Here is a 20,726-nt window from a genome sequence, read left to right as displayed (position 1 = left end):
CCCCGGAAAACCGATAGTCAGAAAGTTGAAGGCGAACTCTATGGTCATTAACAGGCGCACTCGTCTCTCGGCGGCCCCCGAAGTTCCGGTTATTGCCGAACCTGGCCCTGCCGCCAGCAGTCCCCCTACGTCGGTTGCTGCGGGTCAGCCCCAGGGACGGATCCGTACGCATCACCTGCAGCAGGCGAAAGATAACAGCGAGCGGTTCGCCATGCTTACGGCCTACGACCAATACACAGCAGAGATATTCGACGAGGCAGGCATTGAAGTGCTTCTCGTTGGCGACTCAGCGTCCAACAACGTGTTCGGCAACGAGACGAGCCTGCCAGTTACGGTCGACGAACTCCTTCCGCTCTGCCGGGCCGTTACCCGCTCAGCTGCACGTGCCCTCGTAGTCGCCGATCTTCCATTCGGCAGTTACGAGGTGTCCCCGCAGCAGGCAGTCGCCACGGGTATCAGATTCCTCAAGGAAGGGATGGCGCACGCAGTAAAGATCGAAGGCGGCAGCTTCTACGCAGAGTCCGTCAGGTCCATGGTTGAGGCAGGCATCCCGGTGATGGCTCACATCGGCTTCACTCCTCAGAGCGAACATGCCCTTGGCGGCTACCGAGTTCAAGGCAAGGGCGACGACGGGCAGCGGCTAATCGACGATGCAGTAGCTCTTACAGAGGCAGGCGCCTTCTGCATACTCATGGAGATGGTACCCGCGGCCACTGCAGCGGCCGTTGACGCTGCAGTACCGGTCCCGACCATAGGCATCGGGGCTGGAAGCTCGACGACCGGACAGGTTCTCGTCTGGCAGGACATGGCGGGGCTACGCACCGGAAAGTTGCCTAGATTCGTAAAGCAGTACGCGGACCTTCGCTCCTCGCTTTCCGAAATCGCCAAAGCCTACGCCCAAGAAGTCCGTACCGGTCAATTCCCGGGCCCAGAGCATTGCTTTTAGTAAGTGCGGCTACATTGGTAATTGCTTGCCATCTTCAAGATAATTTGAGGAGAACAAATGTGTGATCCGATTTTTTATGACCCTCTGGCAGATCGTGAAAGCCCGAACGCAAAAGACGGTGCATTTTCCGAAGCACTGCCGCCACAAAAAGGCAACGCAACTAGAACGTGGCGTCGCGGTCCCGATAAAAGAAGAATTGCAAGACGCCTTGTGCGTCAAGATCTGCAACTGCTAGCCTCCCAAGTCGGATCATCTGATGCCAGAAAATTTGGCCTCGGGTTGGATTAAGCGGGCTCCCAGCAATCGCGGCGCTGCCGCGGGGAACGGTGAGGGGCAGGCACCAGTACACGGGGTAGTGCGGAAGGTGCCATCGTTGGGGCGCAGAACGTTGAGAGAGAACTGGAGGTTCGGGCCCAATGAACGCAGCAAGACGTGGTGCCTCACCAACTCAATCTGGCACCTTGAGCCAGTGAGATGCTTCGCGATCAACACATGCTTCCTGAGCGTTGGAAATGCTGCACATACGACGCCAGCGCTCCGGCAGACATCGCGGTGCTAGCGCCAACCTCCAATGGATTGAGCAACGAAATGAGAGAATGGTCGAAGGATTGTTCGTTGCCATAGCTGGCCCCAAACATAGGAGATGATGTGTCGGCTGCCTTTCCCCTGCTCAAGGACCCGATAGCTGAGGCGCGGCGTCATTGGCAGGATCACGGGTGGGTCGACGCCGCAGACGGCATGGCTGCCGTCACTGCTCTGATGCGGGCCCAGCAGATCCTGCTTGGCCGTATAGAAGCGGTGCTCAAACCGCACGGGTTATCGTTTGCCCGGTATGAACTTCTGGCGCTGCTTAGCTTCACCAGGAACGGGTCGCTGCCGATGGCCAAGGCCAGCGCGCGTTTGCAGGTTCACCCCACGAGCGTGACAAGTGCGGTCAACCGGTTGGAAAAGGCCGGGCTCGTGGACAGGGTCGCGCATCCAACGGACGGCAGAGCCACGTTGGTTCAAATCTCCTCAGAAGGCCGAAAAGTCGTCCTGGCAGCCACCAACGATCTGAACGCGAAGGTGTTCACACAGACCGGGTTTACAGATAGCGAAATTGGGGGCCTGATCGAAACTCTTGGCCGGTTCCGGCGCCAAGCGGGCGACTTTGACGAAAATGCCCGCGGGGACGAGTACTGACGTCCCGGCGGGCAGCTCCAGCACGGTACCAAATCGTTCCTAGAGATCAAGCAGCCGTGAATGGCGTCCCGTCCACTTAAATTCAGGCGTCTGCTTTGAGAGGAAGGCCGTGATACCTATCTCTGGCTCGCCGCTCACTGCCATCTCACGTTGCCACTCGGCGTTTGTCTCCCCCAAGCGGTAACCTCCGGCCGCAATGACGTCCACGATGTCCTTCATGGCTTGGATGGACAGCTGCGAGCGGGAGGCCAGACGCTCGGCGAATTCGGTGATTTCCGTCCAGAAGCTTGCCTGAGGTATTACCCGTGCCAGGAGGCCCAGAGACATTGCTTCCGCGGCCGGTATGAAGTCGCCGCTGAAGAGAAGGTATTTTGCGGTGGCCGGTCCGGCCAGCTTGACTAGCCGTTCGATACCAGACAAAGGGTAGACGATGCCGACCTTTGCCGGTGTGATCCCGAATGTAGACCGGTCGGTGGCAAGCCGAATGTCGCAGGCACCTGCGATCTGCCAGCCGCCGCCGATGCAGTAGCCATCGACGGCGGCGATGGTCGGCTTGGGGAAGCTAGCCAGGGCGTTTTCGCCAGCGGTGACATGGCCGCCGTCGTGACGGCCGGTGTCGGGATCGTGCAGGATGTCTTTGAGGTCGCTTATGTCCGCTCCGGCGGAGAAGTTCTCCCCTGCCCCACGTACCACCACGACCTTGACCGATTCCTTGTCGGCCAGATGCTGAAGTATGGGTTGGAACTGCTGCCACATATTCTTTGTCATCGCATTTCGCCGGCGCTCGTTGTCCAGCAGGATCGTTGCCACGGGGCCGTTGTACTCGACCTGGAGCGTTCCGGTCACAGTGTCCTCCCTTGCGGTTTTCATAGCGGTGCCTTCTGCGGAACGAGAGCTTCCCTTACCACTCCGGCCTCCAGGAGCCCGGTAATTTGCTCGTCGGTGAGTCCTAAGCCCTCCAACACCCGTCGGGTGTCCCCGCCCAATGCCGGCGGCGCCTTGGAGATAGGTGTGCCTTCCCCGTTGATGGACAGCGGTCCCCGTAGGAGTGGAAGGTGTGAGCCGTCATGTCGAGTGATGTTCTTAACCATGTCCAGGGCTTGGACTTGCGGGTCATCGAAGACTTCGCGGTAGTTGTAAATCGGCCCGGTTGGGATTTTCGCGTCCCGGAACATCTGCACCCACTCGGTGGCCGGGCGTGATGCCAGCAGTCTTTCCAGACGAGCTGTGAGGGCGTCCCGATGTGCCGTGCGATCGCGGCCGGTGAGATATTCACGTTCATCGGCCAGTGCAGGATCACCTGCCAGCATGCAGAGCTGTCGCCATTGTTTGTCGTTTCCGACGGCGATGATCACCGGGATATCGGCGGTTTTGAAAACGCCGTACGGTGACAGTACCGGGTGATTGTTGCCCTGCGGCACGGGTACTTCTCCGGTGCTGAGGTACCGCTGGCCCTGGAAGGATGAAATGGCCAGCGCTGACTCCAGAAGCGAGGTCGAAACTTCCATTCCGTTCCCGCTGCGTTCTTTGCCGGCCAATGCCGAGGCGATGCCGAACGCGATGAACACGCCGGCGTACATGTCGATGACAGGGACCCCCACGCGATATACATTCTCTGAATCCGCACCAGTGATAGACATAAGACCGGACATGCCCTGAGCCACTTGGTCAAGGCCTGCGGCTTGGTTCAGTGGACCTAACGTGCCAAAGCCGCTGACCGAAGCGATAATCAGTTCCGGTTTTTCGCTCCGGAGCTCGGCCGGGTCCAGTCCCATGTCGCTAAGGACGCCCGGACGGAAATTCTCCACGAGAACGTCGGCCTGCAGTGCCAGCTGACGTAGCACTCTCCGGCCTTCCGGGCTGTAGAAGTCCAGGGCCAGGGATGATTTTCCCCGGTTGGTGGAGTCGAAATAAAGACTGTGTTCATTTTCAAATGGCGGCCAGGACCTGGTTGAGTCCCCGCCCTTGATGCTCTCGACCTTGATGACGGCGGCGCCCATGTCGGTTAGGAGCGCCGTGGCGAAAGGCCCGGCAAGAGCGCGGCTAAGATCAAGGACCGTGATGCCGGCCAGGGGTCCGGCTGTTGGGGTTGATTCAGTCATGGTCAGCCCCGCAGTTTGACGTTGATTTGTTTGGTCTGGGTAAAGCCTGCCAGCATACCCTCGAGGGAGACCTCCCGGCCGATGCCGCTCTGTTTGTAGCCACCGTAGGACTGCCCCACCACTTGCCCGCCACCCTGGTTAACCTGGACCCAGCCGGCTTCCACGCGGTGGGCGGTGTTCAGAGCGGTGTCCAGATTGTGGCTCCACACGTAGGCGGCAAGTCCAAAGTGTGTGTCGTTGGCCATGCGGACGACGTCGTCAACGTCTTTCCACCGGATAGCCACGAGGACGGGCCCGAAGATTTCCTCCTGCGCGAGGCGGAAGTCGTTCCGGGCGCCGCCGAAGACAGTCGGCAGGTGGTAGTAGCCCTCGGTCAAAGGGCCGTCGGCGGGGACGTTGCCGCCCAACGCAATGTCCAGGTCTTTGCTGGCGCGCCCTTCTTCGAGGTACCGGCTGATCTGGGTGAATTGGCTGTTGTTGATGATGGCGCCCATGTCAGTGGCCTCGTCCAGAGGGTCGCCCACCTTCAGGGCACCGAGCTTGGCTACCAGCCGTTCGAGCACCTCGTCGTAGACGTCCTCGTGAAGGAACAACCGGGAGCCCGCGGTGCAGCTCTGACCCTGGCGCGTGAAGCGCGAAGCTGCGAGCAGACCGTCTATCAGCTCGTCGTCGACCGCGTCGGGGAAGACAATGGACGGATTCTTGCCGCCCAGTTCCAGGGACACGTGGGCGAGACGCTGTCCGGCCTCGCGCGCGACGCCTCGTCCCACTTCAGTGGAACCCGTGAACGACACTTTATCCACACCAGGGTGCCGTGAAAGCGCAGAGCCGATGACACTGCCACGGCCCGTCAGGGCGTTGACGACGCCGGCAGGCAGGTGCCGGTTGCAGATTTCGGCGAGCAGCAGGATGGTCAGTGGAGCGTCGTCGGCTGCCTTCAAGATCACGGTGTTGCCCGCGGCCAGCGCCGCCGGGATCTTGAAACCGGCGATCATCAGCGGGGAATTCCACGGCAGGATGCAGGCCACGACGCCCAGGGGCTCAAGCCGGGTGTACTGCAGCTGGTTGTCCCCCGCGGGCAGAGTGGTGCCCTTGACTTCCCCTGCGATGCCGGCAAAGTAGCGGAACAGAGATATTAAGGTAGCTACCTCCGGACGGGCCTGCGTGCGCAGTGCGTTGCCGGTGTCCAGGGCGGTCAGCCGGGCGAAGTCCTCGGCCCGGGCTTCGATATCGTCGGCGATCCGGGACAGTGCGCGGGACCGCTCCGTGAAGTGCTGGGCGCGCCATCCCGGAAACGCCCTCCGTGACGCGGTGACGGCCCGGTCCACGTCTTCAGCCCCTGCCGATGGCACCCTGGCAATGACGGTATCCCGGAGCGCGGGATTCTTGACCTCGCGCCACTCCCCGGTGGCCGCCTCGGTCCGCTCGCCGTCAATCCACATCAATTGATCTCTGTCTCCCACAATCAACCCTATGGTGGGGGACACGCTTACCTCAGTCATGCTTCCTCGCATTCAGAATTCTTTGGCGCCTCGTGAAGGGCACGCTGGCTTATTGTGGAGAAGGTGAAGCTACCGGTGACTGAAATCCGGGGAGCGTTTCTCGATAAAAGCGTTCATCCCCTCTTTCTGGTCCTCCGTGGCGAAACAGGAATGATTGAGCCGGCGTTCCAGACGGACACCTTCGGCAAGGCCCCCCTCGAACACGGCGTTGACGGCTTCCTTCGCAAGCATGGCAACCGGCTTCGACATGGAGGCGATCGTTGCGGCGGTAGCGAGAGCCTCATCCACCAGGGTTGCAACCGGAACTACCCGGGCGACGAGCCCGGACCTTTCGGCTTCCTCGGCCCCCATGGTCCTTCCGGTAAGCACCATCTCCATGGCCTTGGCCTTGCCGATGGCCCGGGTAAGGCGCTGGGAGCCGCCCATCCCTGGAATCACGCCCAGCCTGATTTCGGGCTGGCCGAACTTGGCGTTGTCTGCCGCAATGATGATGTCGCAGATCATTGCCAGCTCGCATCCGCCGCCCAAGGCGTGCCCTGCGACCGCTGCGATCATCGGGGTGCGGACCTTAGCCACCTGGTCCCACACGCCAAACCAGTCCTCCAGGTACATGTCGGTGTAGGACTTGGGAGCCATTTCCTTGATGTCGGCCCCCGCAGCGAAGGCCCGGTCGGAGCCCGTGATGATAATCGAACCCACGTCAGGATCACGGTCGAACTCCTGGGCTGCCGCCAACAGCTCATGGCTGAGCTCATCGTTGAGGGCGTTCAAGGCCTCAGGACGATTTAACGTGATGATGCCAACGCGGCCCTGGATCTTGACAAGGATGTTCTGGTAATCGCTCATACCGCTTCCTTCGTCTTCGAGTTGGCCCGGATCTCGTTGATGATTGCGGAGAAGTCCTGCTGCCCGCCTTCTCCTTCGGCGAAGCGACGGTAAATTTCTTCGGCCATCGCGCCGAGCCGGGCATCGACGCCGGTGCTTTCCAAGGCGTGTGCAGCCAGGCCCAGGTCTTTGGCCATGAGGGCGGCTGCGAAGCCGGGCTGATAGCCGCGGTTGGCCGGGCTGGCAGCCACTGGGCCCGGCACCGGGCAGTTGGTGGTCAGGGCCCAGCATTGGCCAGTGGCGTTGGCGGCGACGTCGAAGAGGGCCTGATGCGACAATCCCAGCTGCTCCCCCAGTACGAAGCCTTCAGAGACCGCGATCATCGAGACGGCAAGGATCATGTTGTTGCAGACTTTGGCGGCCTGACCCGCCCCTGGGGTACCACAGTGCACCGTGCGCTTGCCCATTGCTTCCAAGACAGGTTTCGCCGTTGCAAAGTCTTCCTCGTTTCCACCAACCATGAAGGTCAGCGTTCCGGCTGCCGCCCCGACTACCCCGCCGGAGACTGGGGCGTCCAGCCCGTGGTGGCCTGCCGCCGTGATGAGTTCATGGGCCGAGCGTGCATCCTCGACGGATATTGTGGAGCAATCAATGAACAGGCTGTTTGGCCTGGCCGCCGTGAGGAGACCTGTTTCTCCTTGGTAGGCTGCGAGGACGTGCCGGCCTGCGGGCAGCATTGTAATGATGACGTCTGCGTCCTTTGCTGCTGCCGCCGCGGAAGATGCGACGCTCACGCCGTTGTCCCCGGCCTCTGCCAAGGCGGCGGGCATCAGGTCAAAGCCCGTGACCGGGTACCCGGCCCTGGCGAGGTTGATCGCCATGGGAAGGCCCATATGGCCCAGTCCTATGAAGGCTATCTGTTCAGTCATTAAACACTTCTCCTACTGATGGTTTGACGTGTCGGTGCGTTGAAGGGTCCTACTTGTTGGACTGTTGAACCGCCGCCGCGGCGAGCCCCAGTTCCGCCGGACCCAGGTCGGCAAAGTACGTTTCGATCGCCTCCGTTGAGGCTTCAGTCAGGGACGGCGGAGACCAGCGGGGGCTACGGTCTTTATCGATGACCTGCGCCCGGATGCCTTCCGGGAAATCCCTCCCGGCCAGACAACGAAGGGAAACACGGTATTCCTGGTCGAGTGCTTCCTCAAGCAGGGAAAGGCGGCGTGCCCGGCGGAGCGACTCCAGTGTTACCTGCAGAGCTGTAGGTGACTTGGCGCGGATCCGCTCTGACGCGACCTGTGCTGCGGGAACCGATGCAGACTGGAGGGCATCAAGAATCGCCTGGACGTCGTCGTGCGCGTAGCACTCGTCAATCCATCCTCGCTCTTTAACCAGTGTCGACGGCGGATAGTAGTTCGCCGCGAAGGCCTGGACCGTTGGGTAGGTCTCCCCATGGGCCAGTGCCTGTGCCAACGCGGGCAGCTTGTCACTGGTGACGTAGTAGTCCGCCAGCCCCAGGGCGATGGCGTCCGGACCGGTGATGGTGCCGGCAGTCAGCGCAACGTGGGTGCCCAGCTCGCCCGGGGCGTGGGAAAGCAGGAAGGTGCCGCCAACGTCGGGGACGAAGCCGATGCCGGTCTCCGGCATGCCAAGTTTCGTCCTCTCCGTCACTATCCGCACCGAGGCGTGCGCCGAGACGCCGACTCCGCCGCCGAGCACCACGCCGTCCATGACCGCCACGTAGGGCTTCGGGTAGCGCGCGATCAGGGCATTGAGCTTGTATTCATCGGCCCAGAAACGGGCAGTTTCATGTCCGCCGTCCAGGGCGTCGCGATAGATGGCCACGATATCCCCGCCTGCACAGAGCCCCCTTTCGCCGGCCCCGGTCAGGAGAATCGTCGAGACGCTGTCGTCATATTCCCATTCTGTCAACGCCGCCGTCATCGCTGTCACCATGCCATGAGTCAGCGCGTTCATGGCCTGTGGCCGGTTCAGGATGATGTGGCCCAAGCGGCCGTCGCGTCTGAGCAGGATTTCTTCGTTCTGCGTTGCATCGCTTTTCACTGTCTAGTCCTCCGCCAGCATCCGGCCGACAATAAGTCGCATAATCTCGTTGCTGCCTTCCAAAATCTGATGGACCCGCAGGTCCCGCATGATCCTCTCGATGCCATACTCCGACAGGTATCCATACCCGCCATGAAGTTGGACGGCGGTGTTGGCGACGTTGAAACCGGCATCCGTGGAGACCCGCTTGGCCATCGCGCAGAGTCTGACGGCGTCCGCGGAGCCCCGGTCCAGCGCATCGGCGGCCCGGCGCAGCAACGTCCGCGCGGCTTCAAGCTCGGTGTCCATGTCGGCGAGTTGGAATAGCAGTGCCTGCTGGTTGATCAGCGGCCCGCCGAATGCCGAACGCTGTTTGAGGTAGGCAACGGTCTGGTCCAGGGCGGCCTGTCCGCCGCCCAAGGAGCAGGCGCCCATATTGATGCGGCCGCCGTTGAGCCCCTTCATGGCAATCCCGAAGCCGCTGCCTTCCTCGCCCAGCCGGTTGGCGACCGGGACGCGGACGTTCTCAAGAATGACCTGGCGGGTAGGCTGTGCGTTCCAGCCCATTTTCTTCTCGTTGGCTCCGAAGGACAGTCCGGGCGTGTCGGCGGGGACCACGATTGCGGTGATGCCCCGGGCGCCGGTGTCGGCGGTGCGGGCCATGACGATATAAAAGCTCGAGGCTCCCGCGCCGGAGATGAACTGCTTGACACCATTGAGCACGTACTCGTCCCCGTCACGGACCGCCTTGGTGCTGAGCGCGGCAGCGTCCGAGCCTGCACCGGGTTCGGTAAGGCAGTAGCTGCCCAGTGCCTCCATTGAGGCCAACTGCGGCACCCACTCCGCGCGCTGCTGATCGTTGCCGAACGTATCGATCATCCACACCACCATGTTGTGGATGGAGATGTACGCCGCGATCGTCGTGTCACCCTTGGCCAGCTCCTCGAAAATCAGCACCGCGTCACTGCGGGTGAGTCCGGAACCGCCGAACTTCTCCTGAACGTAGATGCCGCCCATCCCCAGGGCGCCCGCTTCCCGGAGCACGTCCACGGGGAAATGCTTGCTTTCGTCCCACTTTGCCGCGTTGGGCGCCAGGGCTTCAGCCGTGAAGTCCCGGACCATCTCGACCATGGCTTGCTGGTCTTCATTAAGTTCAAACATTCTTTCGCCCTTCCGAGCTGGTGGTGGTCAATTATGTAGCCGCACCCGAGGGCGAAGCCGTATCGGCAGGAGGCCTGGCCGCTAGCGTGAAACCTTGCCTGTCAGGGAGGCGACAGGGCGCAGGAACAGAGGTCGGGCCAGGAACCAGACGGTGATCATGACCGCCAGCGAAGCTGCGAAGATCCAAAAGCCCACCCAACTGCCGTCGTCGCGGGAGGCATACATATGGTTTAGATTGCGCAGTGCTCCCGTCGCCAAAACAAGGGTCACGTGCACGATGATGAAAAAGGCAAAGTAGAGCATCACTGGGAAGTGGATAGCGCGGGCAAGCTCAATCGGATACGCCTTGTTAAGCTTCACGGCGTTCTTGGGCCACGCACCCGACATACGCAGCCCGGTGACCAGAGCCAGCGGAGCGGCAACATAAACGGTGGTGAAGTATGCCAGCACCTGAAGTGCGTTGTAGTTGAGCCAGCCGTTTTCGGTAGGCCAGCTTAGTGACGCGTATTGCAGCGCAGTGGACAAGGCATTCGGAATGATGTCCCAGCTGGTCGGTACGATGCGCATCCATTGTCCCGTGGCGATGAGCACCACCAGGAAGACGATGCCGTTTAGTACCCAGAGCGCATCCATGGTCAGGTGGAACCACAGGTCCAGGCTAATTTTTGACGGCGGGTTCTTTGTCCGGACCAGGCCCTTGTTGTTCCTGGTCCAGTTCGCTTTAGGCCGGGTGATTGTCCTGACCTGCCAGCCCGAGCGGATAATCAGCAGGATGAAAAAGGCGTTGAGGAAATGCTGCCACCCGAGCCATGCCGGTAGCCCTGTCGGGGCGCCAGCGGGCAGCTCCGAGTGTCCCGGATAGTCTGCCATGAAGGACTGGACGGCGGGGAGTGTTCGCATCCATTGAGCAACGAGCACCACCACGAGCAGTGCCAGGACGGCGGCCACCACGATCACGGCCAGCTTGGTCGGCTTGTTTTTGGAAACCTTCGCCGGCTTCTTCGTCGTCGTCATATCCTTGATACCTTTCCGTGGAACTCCCCTCCCCCGCCTCTTCCGGCCGGGGAGGGGAAGCGCTAGTTGCTGCGGGCCTTGAGGGCTTCGATCAGCTGGGGCACAACGGTGAAGACATCGCCCACAATGCCGAAGTCTGCGACGTCGAAGATGGGGGCGTCCTCGTCCTTGTTGATTGCCACTATGGTCTTGGCCGTCTGCATACCGGCCAGGTGCTGGATCGCGCCGGAAATTCCCAAAGCCACATAGAGCTGCGGCGAGACCGTGATGCCGGTCTGCCCGACTTGGGAACTTTGCGGAATGAAGCCTGCATCAACGGCCGCACGAGAGGCACCCACGGCACCCCCGAGCGCATCGGCAAGCTGCTCGACCAAAACAAAGCTCTCCTTCGAGCCCAGGCCGCGGCCACCAGAGACTATGGTCGACGCGCCGTGCAGTGGCGGACGTCCCGAATCTGCGGCAGGCGGGTGAACCTGCTCGATTACTGCTGCATCGCCGGTCTCGACGTCCAGCGATACGGTGGTGAACTCTGGTGCACCGGCCGGGGCACGCTCATCCAGTGCGCCCTGGCGCAGCGTGATAACTGCAGGGCCTTGTGGGACAGCTGCCTGGACGCGGTAGGCACCGCCGAACACCGAGTGGGAGGCGGTGGGAGTGCCATCAGCGGAGAGGGCGACGTCGACAACATCGGCCAGCAGGCCCGCGCCGGAACGAACGGCGAAGCGGGCAGCGATATCCCTGCTCTCCACCGAGTTCGCGGCTATGACCGCAACGGGAGAGAATGCCTGGGAGGCCTCGGCCAACGCGGCAACCTGGGGGGCCGCCAGTATCGCGCCAGTCTGGGCGCTTTCGGCGAGATAGACATGCTGGGCGCCGAAGTCGCCAAGCCGGGAGATCAAACCAGCACCGTGACCGGGCTTCACAGTAAGAACCGCTATCGGCGTGCCGAGCCTAGAGGCGGCCGCAATGACGGACGCAGCGCTGCCCCCGATGTCCCCGGTGGGGGACGTTTCAATGAATGCCAGTACGTTTGACATAGGTTTTCCTCGCTCAGATCAGGCGGCCGGCGGCCAGGAATTCGGCAAGCTCAACAGCTGCGTTGCCGTCGTCGAAAATTTTCTTTCCGGCAGCGCGGGCCGGCCGTTCGGACGTGGCGAGCACTACCGTTGCCGGACCGGCACTCCCCAGCCCCAGATCATCGAGGCTCAAAGTGACCAAAGGCTTCCGCTTGGCGGTCATGATGCCCTTGAAGTTGGGGAAGCGGGCTTCGGCCACCCGCTCCGTCACAGAAATTACTGCCGGCAGCAATGAACGCACGGTCAGCGTGCCCTCCTCGATACCCACCTCGCCGGTAACGGACTCAACGTCAATGTCGACCGTATTCAGCGAGGGCAACGACGGCAGCCCAAGGTGTTCGGCGATCATCGCCGGTACTACGCCGCCGCGACCGTCCGTGGACTCGTTGCCAGCGACGAGCAGATCAAAACCGGTCTGCTTAGCCGCTGCAGCCAGCACCTCGGCAGTCCGGGCGATGTCAGCCCCCTCCAACCCGTCATCAACAACATGGACCGCAGAGTCTGCACCCATGGAAAGGGCTTTGCGGAGCGCCTGAGTGGCATCGGCAGGGCCCATCGTCAGAATTACAACCTCGGTCCTCTTGTCCACGTCTTTCAAGCGCAGGGCTACCTCGAGGGCGCGCTCATTTATCTCGTCGGCCACCCGTGCGGTTGCGTCTCGGTCCACGCGGCCGGTTGCCGGGTCGAACCTTCGCTCCTCTGCAGTATCGGGTACCTGCTTCACCAGGACGATGATTTTCATCGGACTTTCCTCCTCGTTGAGCTATGTCGTATGTGACCCCGAAACGAATATACTAGGTCTCCCTAGTATTTACTAGGGGTCCCTACTATTTACTCGGGATCCCTACTATTTACTTTGTCTTCCAACCGTTTCGCGTGAACGCTTCGGCGGCAGCAAATCGAAACCATGTAGGCGCTCGACGGGCAGACCGGGACACCTGTCGCCTAGCAGCGCTCGGGCGGATTAACGCAGGGGCTTTTCACTCGGGGACCTAATCTTCGCAAGCCAGACAAGCAAAAGGACGCTACAGGTGGAGCAACTTTCCTTTCGGTGTTTCGTCTGAAGTCGGTGCTATCCAGGGGCAGTCCCGGGCATAGTGGAAAGGGCGGCAGACCGACCTCGCGCCGTGGCGTTTAACAGGCAGGTACGTCCTACCAAAAATTCCGAGCTCATACCTATTGAGGAACTCAACGATGACTCTTATCCACTCGCCGCATCGGCCGCAGGGATCTCCCCGCACAGAGGACCAGGCGTTGTTGCAGGACCTCGGGACATGGGGAGGTCCCGGGTCGGTAGTGGAGTCAGAACTCGAACGTCGAGCGATTGCCCACGACGCTTCCCACTACCTTCTCCAGCCCCGCGCTGTCGTCCGTCCCGGTTCAGTGGATGACATGGGTGAGCTTTTTCGGGTCCTTGACCGGCACGGACTGGGACTGACGTTCCGTTCCGGCGGCACCTCACTGTCGGGCCAGTCGGTTTCGGATCAAGTCCTGGTCGACACCCGACGGAACTTTCGGAAGATTGAGGTCTTGGATGGCGGTCACCGGGTCCGCGTCCAACCAGGAGCGACTGTGCGACAGGTTAATCAGCGGCTGGCGCAGTACGGGCGGAAGCTGGGTCCGGATCCGGCGAGCGAGTCGGCCTGCACCATCGGCGGCGTGGTGGCGAACAATTCTTCAGGAATGCATTGTGGTACGGAGTTCAACACCTACCGGACTCTGGAGTCCATGACCTTCGTGACGCCTTCCGGCACTGTGGTAAATACGGCCGATGCTGGGGCGGACAGCATCTTCCGCGAGCGGGAGCCGGAGCTCCACGCGGGTTTACTGGGCCTCCGACGGCGGGTGCACGAGAATGCGGAATCCGTGAGGACCCTGCGCCGTTTGTTTTCCATGAAGAACACTATGGGTTATGGGCTCAATGCGTTCCTTGATTTTGAGGAACCGGTGCGCATTTTGGAGCACCTTTTGATCGGCTCCGAGGGCACGCTGGGTTTTGTGGCGGAGGCAGTCTTCCGCACGATTGAGGTTATGCCTAAGGTGGCCACAGGGCTGCTTGTCTTCCCGGACCTGATGAGTGCAACGAGCATCGTTCCGGACCTGGTGGACGTGCAATCTGCCACCGTGGAACTGCTGGATGCAACATCCCTGCGGATGGCTCAGCGCACCGGTCAAGCCCCTGCCGCAATGGCGGCGATTAGTGTGCAGGAGCACGCAGCATTGCTGGTGGAGTATCAGGGACGTGACGATCAGGAACTACGGGACCGGATCGCTGGGGCTGAACGACTCTTCGCGCGACTGAACCTCACTACCCCCGCAACGCTTACCGATGCGTCCCTGGAACGTGCGGCCCTATGGAAGGTCCGCAAGGGCCTGTATGCAACAGTTGCCGGGAACCGGCCCAGTGGGTCCAACGCCTTGCTCGAAGACATCGCTGTTCCCGTCGCGGTTCTGGGCGAAACGTGCCGGGAACTCACCCGGCTCTTCGATAAGCACGCATACGAGGACTCGGTGATTTTCGGCCATGCAAAGGACGGCAACGTCCACTTCATGCTGAACGAAAACTTCGATGACGCAGTGTCCTTGAAGCGGTACGAGCAGTTTACTGAAGAGATGGTTCATCTCATCCTGGATCACGGAGGATCGTTGAAGGCCGAGCACGGGACGGGCCGGATCATGGCTCCGTACGTTCAGCGGCAGTACGGGGACGAACTGTACGAGGTCATGTGCGAACTCAAGGCCCTTGTTGATCCGCGCAATGCGTTCAACCGCGGGGTGGTCCTAAGCACTCATCCGCGCTCCTATCTCGATAATCTCAAAACCGCGCCGTCCGTAGAAGAAGAGGTGGACCGGTGTGTGGAGTGTGGCTATTGCGAGCCCGTATGTCCTTCCAAAGACCTCACTCTCACGCCGCGACAGCGCATCGTCGGGCGCCGGGAGATCGCGGCTGCGGAAGCCAACGGTGATGAAGAGCTGGCGCGGAGACTGCGGGAGGATTATGACTACGAGGGCTTGCAGACCTGCGCTGTGGACGGCATGTGCGCCACGGCGTGCCCGGTGAACATCAACACCGGAGATCTCGTTCGTCGCCTGCGTGAGGAAAACCACTCCGTTGTGGCCGATAGGGTTTGGGGGGCTGCCGCGTCGGTTTGGGGAACAACGACCCGCGTGGCTGGCGTGGGGCTCAGTGTGGCGAATGCGATGCCACCAGCGTTGCCTCGGGCGGTAACTAAAGTTGGCCGTGCCGTCCTCGGTTCAGAACACGTTCCTCAGTACCAAGACCTGCTGCCTGGCGGTGGGCGCTCCCGGCCAGCGCACCGGGACGAGGCTGCTACGGCTGTATTCTTCCCCGCCTGTGTATCCAGCATGTTCGGCACACCCGACGGGACGGGGATGTCTGCTTCCGAAGCGTTCCTCGCGCTATGTGAACGAGCTGGCGTGGCCATCACTATCCCTGAGGGGATCAACTCCGCGTGCTGCGGGACGCCCTGGAAGTCGAAGGGCTTACCTTCTGGATACCGAACAATGGCGCCGCGGACGCTGAGCATGCTTTGGGAAACTACGGATCATGGCCGGCTGCCGGTGGTCTGCGACGCATCATCATGCACGGAAGGATTAGTTGCAATGCGTGACCTCGTCAAGGGGTCAGCGGAATACAGCAGGCTCCGGTTTATTGATGCGGTGGAGTTCGTCGCCGACAACGTCCTACCCCACCTGACCGTGACCACGCTCTTGAACTCGTTGGCCGTGCATCCCACGTGCTCGTCGATCCATCTGGGCATCACTGACGCGTTAGAGAAAGTGGCGCAGGCAGTGGCCACTGAAGTCGTTCTCCCTAAAGAATGGAGCTGTTGCGCTTATGCAGGAGACCGGGGGATGCTACACCCTGAGCTGACAGCCTCTGCCACCGCAGCAGAGGCGGCCGAGATCAAGTCCGGCCAGTACGACGCCTACGCCTCCCTCAACCGCACCTGCGAGCAGGGCATGACAGAAGCCACGGGGCGGCCCTACTGGCATGTGTTACAGCATTTAGAGACGGTAACCCGTACCAGCTAAATTAGGCCGAATCGAACACTGAGAACATAAATGCCGCTGAACCTTGCCCGGGAGTTCCTGCTCCGTCCCAACCCTACGCCTCGGGGGTGGGACGCACCTCATGCGATACGAGTCGGGCTCGCCGCTCTTGGGATCGGTCTGCTCCCCCTGGGCACCAATCTGATGACCCCGCTTTTCCCCTTGTTCCAGGAACGCATGATGCTGGGCAACGGCGCTATCACAGCAGCCTTTGTAGCCTACGTCCTGCCAGTCGTCTTTGGATTGACTCTCTTCGGTCACTGGTCTGAGTACATGGGCCGGCGGGTAGTGCTGGTCGCCAGCCTTGCGCTTGGGATAATAGCCGTCACGGTTCTTCTCTTTGCCTCGGGGCTCCCCGGGCTGCTTGCAGGACGGGCGCTTCACGGGTTGGCGGTCGCCTTATCCTTCGGTGCTGGGGCAGCTGCACTGAGGGATCTGCTGCCCGGTGAGCCCGCTCTCTGTGCGCGTATCATCTTGCTCGCGTCAGTGGGAGGTGGCGCCGCAGGCCCCCTCGTGGGCGGATGGTTATCAGAATTCGGGGATCCGGTTGGAACACCGTTCTCTGTGTATCTCCTGACCATGGTGGTGGTAGTTGTCCTGCTGGCCGTGGTGCGAGCATATCCCCCACCTCTGGTTCCCCCATCGGGTGGGTTCCTGAGGAGTTTGCGTCCTCCCCGCCCGTCTATTCCCCGGCCTACTTTCAGGATCTTCTTTCTGACCTCCGGTGTGGGCTTTTTGTCCTTTGCCGTGTTTGGTTTCTTTCTCTCCGTAGCCCCGGCCTTTTATGCCCCGATACTGAGTGGATCGAGAATCATGGGCGGACTTGCGGGTGCGCTGTTACTAGGTAGTTCTGCCTGCGCCCAACTGTTGCCGATCCGAGGGCGACACAAAGCCGCGGTTAGCCTGGGGGCAATGGTGAGTGGCCTTGCGTTCATTGTGGTAGCCCAATTTCAGCATCTCACGGGGTTGCTCTTTATTTCCGCTGCGCTCACCGGGTTGAGCCAGGGAGTTGCCTTCCGGACGCTCTTCGCCGCACTCAACTCGGAGTTGCCTAGCGGGACCGCTGCCCAGACTGTCAGTCTGATGTACGTCATCACTTATCTTGGCAGTGCCATCCCGGTTCTCGGTCTTGGATTGGCTATGGATTTCTGGGGCGCGACAGCCGCGGTGAACGCCTTCCTGCTCGGCGCTGCCGGGGCTGCACTGATCTTCGCAGCTTTATGCATGTTCCATAGACCATCAGCGCCAGTGCCGTAACGCGAACGGCCCGCAAAGTCTCCCTTCGTCCACAAGGTTGTACAACCTGGATGAGCGCAGCCGGGTGGCCCAATGCCGGCAGAAGTTCTACCCTTCTGCAGCGCCAGCTAAGAATAGATTCAATATCTGCGCCAGCGTCGAGAAAGAAGGGTCCGGAAGGACGCATCGCTCGTAGTTGCCGGGGCAACAGAGCACTATTGTGGGATAGCAATTATGCTCTAGAGACCCGGCGGCTCCTCATGGCTTGCCCTGAAGACCAGGCCCCACACTCGCCGGTTCCCATTACAATCTCCCGCCTACTGATCAACGCGCCCGCCTGTGAACAGACCCAGTCAGCCACGACACCACCTACTGTCAGACCTCCGGAGGTTCAAGCGCGAGGTCCAAAAGGCGCTCTCATCGTTCGGATAGACCGCAAGCAGTCCAAGAACCACAACTCACTGGTCAAGACCCGAGAACGCCCCGCCGAGATCAAAGACCTCGCCGGGGCGTCAGTGAAGGGATCAACGACCAGGGCCGGCGGCCGGTCAGCGAAGGACTATCAATGTCATAGGTAATCGTCCCTAAATCTGCATCGACTCTTTATAAGCGCCTATATTGAACCGCGCCGGCCGTCCATGCGCTGATCGACATGGACATTCACACCCGTATTGCAGGCAGTGGGTTCCGTGCTGCCGCCGCGGGGACTTCGTTGGCCGAGGCCTGCTGTCAAACGGCGCGGGCTCAAGAAGGGTGACTGGCCTGCGACGTAGCGGTGACTGCAGGACCGCGGTGAATGTCCGCAGCGCGGAGACTCTTGCGCAATAGGAGAACTGCGATCACGGCTACGAGCTCAAATCCTCCGACGACCCACATGGCGGCACGCGAGTCGCCCGTAGCGTCGAGCAGCCAACCGGTCACATAGGGGGCGACGAGGCCGGATGCTGCGCCCAACGTGTTGACCAGAGCGATGCCAGCTGCAGCACCGGCCCCAGCGAGGAAGATTGAGGGCAGGTACCAGAACACGGGCATCGCACAGAAGATGCCGATGGCGGTTACAGAGATCACTGCCATCGTGGCCCACGGTGAGTTCGTATACAGGGCCAATGGTATGCTGACGGCCGCAAGGAGCGCAGGCAGGGCGACGTGCCAGACCCGCTCCCCTGTACGGTCCGAGTGCCGACTCCAGAACACCATAGCGATCGCACCACACGCGAATGGAACGGCGACGATCAGGCCGGTCTCGAGGATGGAAAATTTGGTGTTGAATGTCTTGGCGAGTCCACCAACGATCGTCGGGAGGAAGAAACTCAGAGCGAAGAGGCCATAGGCGATCCCAAAATAGACCACGCCAAGAGTCCACACACGGGGATCGCGAAGGGTGCGAGCGACGGATACGTGCCCTGCATCTGAGGCGGCCTGATGTTCGGCGTCTATGGTCGCGACGAGCCACTCCCGCTCGGGAGCAGTAAGCCATTTCGCGTGCTGCGGACGGTCCGTTAAGTAAAACCAGGCAGCGACGCCCAGCAGAACCGTTGGGATGCCCTGGAGCAGAAACAACATCTGCCACCCGGCCAAACCGAACACGCCATCCAGGTATTGGATGATCACCCCCGACACCGGGGCGCCCAAAGCCGAGGAGATCGGTAGCGCAATCATGAACGCACCGATGAGCCGAACCCGTACAGCACGGGGAAACCAGAACGTCAAGTACAGCACGATGCCGGGGAAAAACCCTGCCTCGGCGATCCCGAGCAGAATCCGGGCAATATAGAGCGTGGCTGGGGTGTTCACGAACGCCATCGCCGCCGCAACAAGGCCCCAACTGACCATGATCCTGGCGATCCAGCGCCGGGCACCGAACCTGTGCAGTGCCAGGTTGCTGGGAACTTCGAGGAATACGTAACCGATAAAGAACAGCCCACTTGCCAAGCCATACATCGTTTCAGTGAGCCCCAGGTCCTCACTCATCGTGAGCTTGGCGAAGGAGATATTGGTCCGGTCAAGGTAGTTGAGAAAATAGGCAAGCGCGAGGAAGGGAATGAGCCGAATGGCTACTTTGCGCATGACTTGCGCTTGGATGACCGGCAGGTCCTTACCTTGGTGGACTCGATCAGTTCCGAAACTCACGAAGACAGCCTCCTTGCTGTTTGAAGAGAGGAACCGCGAAGAACGGCACTCTGGAGCAGCCCGACGATCGTGAGCTGTCTGTCACAACACCTTGGTCGAATTGTGCCTTGGGTCACTACTACTCAACGACGAGAACTTGGCGCGCATTTTCCTCTCTCTGTAGAATGCGGCACCAACCTGACGCAGTGCGGGTCAGCGCGAAGAGGACGCCCTTACAAGGTCAAGCATGGTCAGCCCGGCGTGAAGACTAAGCCGCGTGCGGCCGTCGCTCAGATCCAGCCCGGTCAACTCCGTGATGCGTCCCAGACGGTAGTAGAGGGTCGTGCGGTGTATGTGCAGCGCTTCGGAAGCCGACGGACCGTTACAGGCGTGGTCGAGGTAGGCTCTCAAAGTCGCTGTCAGATCTCCACCAGGATCAACGGCGAGAAGTCGCCGGACTTCTTCAGGCAATGCTTCTTCAGTTACATCCTCGTCGGGTATTTGCAGCAGTAGGGCGTAGGGTCCCAGGTCCGTCCAGACTGCTACCTCCGAACCTAGGCCACGTGCCGCTGCCCGCCGCGCCAAGTGGGCATGCCTAGCGGTCTTGTGAGCCTGCTCAAGACCCGAAACGGAGGGTCCGATACCAGCCACGCAGGCGAATCTCCCCGATGACAAGTCCTTCAACTGATCGAGCATTTTCTGGACATGAACGCGGACGGCGGCCTCGCCGGTAGACGCGTCATTGCCAATAAGCAGAAAACCAGTCCCAGGGGCTACAGCGTGAAGCTCGGTTACGCGGCCCTGCCTGGAGCCCATGGTCAAGACGGTTCGCAGCGCCGCATCGGCGTGCGACGCGGTGGCACTGTCCAAGGTGCCCCGCAGACCGAACTCTACGGCAGTGACGTTCTCGAAACGTCCGGACATGTGGCTTGCAGCAAGCTCTTCCAGAGCGCGCCGACGCAATCTTACCTCCCGACCGAGCAGGTCACGAACCGTCTGATCCTGGACACCGGCGTCGGATTCCCCTTGTCCTTCAGCTACCATCACCGCAGCAATGTCCATTGCCGATTGGTTCATTTTAGACAATTCGGAAGTGGTTAGAGATCCCTCTGCGTCCATCACCATCAGCTGGCCCAGCAGCTCCCCGCGCCACCTAATGGGCACGCATACGCGCGCCTTCATTCCGATCTCTTCGTTGGCCGGAATGACACCCGCCGTGGTCCATGTCGAAACGCCCTGCGCGAGTACGTGACCTATGGCCTTAGTGCCGGCGTCCCTTTTGAGAATTGCTTGAACCCTTGCCGGGTCCTCATCACCAAAGTGGACACTGGAATAGAGCATATGGACTCCGGGGTCATTGATTACCACGGATCGTTGGAGCTGTTCCGCCAGTTGGTCCACAGCCGATTGAATTGGGTTCTCCTTCACGGTTCGATTCTACAGTCAGAGGAACAACGTC

Annotated in this window: 17 protein-coding genes; 5 read left to right on the top strand and 12 right to left on the bottom strand. The window is 61.0% G+C overall.

Annotated elements, in window-relative coordinates:
* Positions 1-40: 40 nt before the first annotated feature.
* The 3 genes from panB to ACFVVC_RS01585 all read left to right on the top strand — a co-directional run bounded on the left by panB (position 41) and on the right by ACFVVC_RS01585 (position 2,128).
* A complete protein-coding gene (panB, locus tag ACFVVC_RS01595; protein ID WP_387448223.1) occupies positions 41-946 on the top strand; it encodes a 3-methyl-2-oxobutanoate hydroxymethyltransferase in 906 nt (301 codons plus the stop codon).
* A gap of 57 nt (positions 947-1,003) precedes the next feature.
* A complete protein-coding gene (locus tag ACFVVC_RS01590) occupies positions 1,004-1,234 on the top strand; it encodes a hypothetical protein (RefSeq protein ID WP_387448221.1) in 231 nt (76 codons plus the stop codon).
* A 360-nt stretch (positions 1,235-1,594) separates the two neighbouring features.
* Complete coding sequence (locus tag ACFVVC_RS01585) at positions 1,595-2,128, top strand: MarR family winged helix-turn-helix transcriptional regulator (protein ID WP_387448219.1); 534 nt, start codon at positions 1,595-1,597, stop codon at positions 2,126-2,128.
* 39 nt (positions 2,129-2,167) lie between these two features.
* Here the strand turns inward: ACFVVC_RS01585 and ACFVVC_RS01580 are convergent, their stop codons facing one another.
* From ACFVVC_RS01580 to ACFVVC_RS01535, 10 genes are all read right to left on the bottom strand, one after another.
* Complete coding sequence (locus tag ACFVVC_RS01580) at positions 2,168-2,974, bottom strand: enoyl-CoA hydratase/isomerase family protein (protein ID WP_387448217.1); 807 nt, start codon at positions 2,972-2,974, stop codon at positions 2,168-2,170.
* A gap of 20 nt (positions 2,975-2,994) precedes the next feature.
* Positions 2,995-4,230 carry a CaiB/BaiF CoA transferase family protein gene (locus ACFVVC_RS01575; RefSeq protein WP_387448215.1) on the bottom strand — a complete coding sequence of 412 codons (1,236 nt, stop codon included), beginning with the start codon at positions 4,228-4,230 and terminating at the stop codon, positions 2,995-2,997.
* Between the two features lie 2 nt (positions 4,231-4,232).
* A complete protein-coding gene (locus tag ACFVVC_RS01570) occupies positions 4,233-5,732 on the bottom strand; it encodes an aldehyde dehydrogenase family protein (RefSeq protein WP_387448214.1) in 1,500 nt (499 codons plus the stop codon).
* A 69-nt stretch (positions 5,733-5,801) separates the two neighbouring features.
* The gene (locus ACFVVC_RS01565) at positions 5,802-6,578 is read right to left on the bottom strand and encodes an enoyl-CoA hydratase (RefSeq protein ID WP_387448212.1); all 777 of its coding nucleotides are present in this window, start codon (positions 6,576-6,578) and stop codon (positions 5,802-5,804) included.
* A complete protein-coding gene (mmsB, locus tag ACFVVC_RS01560) occupies positions 6,575-7,486 on the bottom strand; it encodes a 3-hydroxyisobutyrate dehydrogenase (protein WP_387448211.1) in 912 nt (303 codons plus the stop codon). Before mmsB ends, ACFVVC_RS01565 begins: the two co-directional genes overlap by 4 nt.
* A 49-nt stretch (positions 7,487-7,535) precedes the next feature.
* Positions 7,536-8,618 carry an enoyl-CoA hydratase/isomerase family protein gene (locus ACFVVC_RS01555; RefSeq protein ID WP_387448209.1) on the bottom strand — a complete coding sequence of 361 codons (1,083 nt, stop codon included), beginning with the start codon at positions 8,616-8,618 and terminating at the stop codon, positions 7,536-7,538.
* A gap of 3 nt (positions 8,619-8,621) precedes the next feature.
* Complete coding sequence (locus ACFVVC_RS01550) at positions 8,622-9,758, bottom strand: acyl-CoA dehydrogenase family protein (RefSeq protein WP_387448207.1); 1,137 nt, start codon at positions 9,756-9,758, stop codon at positions 8,622-8,624.
* 81 nt (positions 9,759-9,839) lie between these two features.
* A complete protein-coding gene (locus ACFVVC_RS01545; protein WP_387448205.1) occupies positions 9,840-10,772 on the bottom strand; it encodes a cytochrome b/b6 domain-containing protein in 933 nt (310 codons plus the stop codon).
* Between the two features lie 62 nt (positions 10,773-10,834).
* Positions 10,835-11,809 (bottom strand): electron transfer flavoprotein subunit alpha/FixB family protein, encoded by a 975-nt coding sequence (locus tag ACFVVC_RS01540; RefSeq protein ID WP_387448203.1) that lies wholly within the window; start codon positions 11,807-11,809, stop codon positions 10,835-10,837.
* A gap of 13 nt (positions 11,810-11,822) precedes the next feature.
* Positions 11,823-12,590 (bottom strand): electron transfer flavoprotein subunit beta/FixA family protein, encoded by a 768-nt coding sequence (locus ACFVVC_RS01535; RefSeq protein WP_387448202.1) that lies wholly within the window; start codon positions 12,588-12,590, stop codon positions 11,823-11,825.
* A gap of 452 nt (positions 12,591-13,042) precedes the next feature.
* Between ACFVVC_RS01535 and ACFVVC_RS01530 the strand changes: the two genes are divergently transcribed.
* Entirely contained in the window at positions 13,043-15,904 is a 2,862-nt protein-coding gene (locus ACFVVC_RS01530; RefSeq protein WP_387448200.1) for an FAD-binding and (Fe-S)-binding domain-containing protein, read from the top strand.
* A 30-nt stretch (positions 15,905-15,934) separates the two neighbouring features.
* Complete coding sequence (locus tag ACFVVC_RS01525) at positions 15,935-17,179, top strand: MFS transporter (RefSeq protein WP_387448198.1); 1,245 nt, start codon at positions 15,935-15,937, stop codon at positions 17,177-17,179.
* A 723-nt stretch (positions 17,180-17,902) separates the two neighbouring features.
* Here the strand turns inward: ACFVVC_RS01525 and ACFVVC_RS01520 are convergent.
* Entirely contained in the window at positions 17,903-19,288 is a 1,386-nt protein-coding gene (locus tag ACFVVC_RS01520; protein WP_387448196.1) for an MFS transporter, read from the bottom strand.
* 192 nt (positions 19,289-19,480) lie between these two features.
* The gene (locus ACFVVC_RS01515; RefSeq protein WP_387448194.1) at positions 19,481-20,695 is read right to left on the bottom strand and encodes a PucR family transcriptional regulator; all 1,215 of its coding nucleotides are present in this window, start codon (positions 20,693-20,695) and stop codon (positions 19,481-19,483) included.
* Positions 20,696-20,726 lie beyond the last annotated feature (31 nt).

The organism is Pseudarthrobacter sp. NPDC058196, from assembly GCF_042882685.1.
Classification (GTDB): Bacteria; Actinomycetota; Actinomycetes; order Actinomycetales; family Micrococcaceae; genus Arthrobacter.
Note: the sequence above shows the minus strand (reverse complement) of the source record. Positions and strands in the feature narration are given on the sequence as shown.

What these genes read in the sequence shown, in the direction of transcription:
- panB (WP_387448223.1), top strand. Translation starts at nt 41, where the DNA reads ATGGTCATTAACAGGCGCACTCGTCTCTCGGCGGCCCCCGAAGTTCCG.
- ACFVVC_RS01590 (WP_387448221.1), top strand. Translation starts at nt 1,004, where the DNA reads ATGTGTGATCCGATTTTTTATGACCCTCTGGCAGATCGTGAAAGCCCG.
- ACFVVC_RS01575 (WP_387448215.1), bottom strand. Translation starts at nt 4,230, where the DNA reads ATGACTGAATCAACCCCAACAGCCGGACCCCTGGCCGGCATCACGGTC.
- ACFVVC_RS01570 (WP_387448214.1), bottom strand. Translation starts at nt 5,732, where the DNA reads ATGACTGAGGTAAGCGTGTCCCCCACCATAGGGTTGATTGTGGGAGAC.
- ACFVVC_RS01565 (WP_387448212.1), bottom strand. Translation starts at nt 6,578, where the DNA reads ATGAGCGATTACCAGAACATCCTTGTCAAGATCCAGGGCCGCGTTGGC.
- mmsB (WP_387448211.1), bottom strand. Translation starts at nt 7,486, where the DNA reads ATGACTGAACAGATAGCCTTCATAGGACTGGGCCATATGGGCCTTCCC.
- ACFVVC_RS01550 (WP_387448207.1), bottom strand. Translation starts at nt 9,758, where the DNA reads ATGTTTGAACTTAATGAAGACCAGCAAGCCATGGTCGAGATGGTCCGG.
- ACFVVC_RS01545 (WP_387448205.1), bottom strand. Translation starts at nt 10,772, where the DNA reads ATGACGACGACGAAGAAGCCGGCGAAGGTTTCCAAAAACAAGCCGACC.
- ACFVVC_RS01540 (WP_387448203.1), bottom strand. Translation starts at nt 11,809, where the DNA reads ATGTCAAACGTACTGGCATTCATTGAAACGTCCCCCACCGGGGACATC.
- ACFVVC_RS01535 (WP_387448202.1), bottom strand. Translation starts at nt 12,590, where the DNA reads ATGAAAATCATCGTCCTGGTGAAGCAGGTACCCGATACTGCAGAGGAG.
- ACFVVC_RS01530 (WP_387448200.1), top strand. Translation starts at nt 13,043, where the DNA reads ATGACTCTTATCCACTCGCCGCATCGGCCGCAGGGATCTCCCCGCACA.
- ACFVVC_RS01525 (WP_387448198.1), top strand. Translation starts at nt 15,935, where the DNA reads ATGCCGCTGAACCTTGCCCGGGAGTTCCTGCTCCGTCCCAACCCTACG.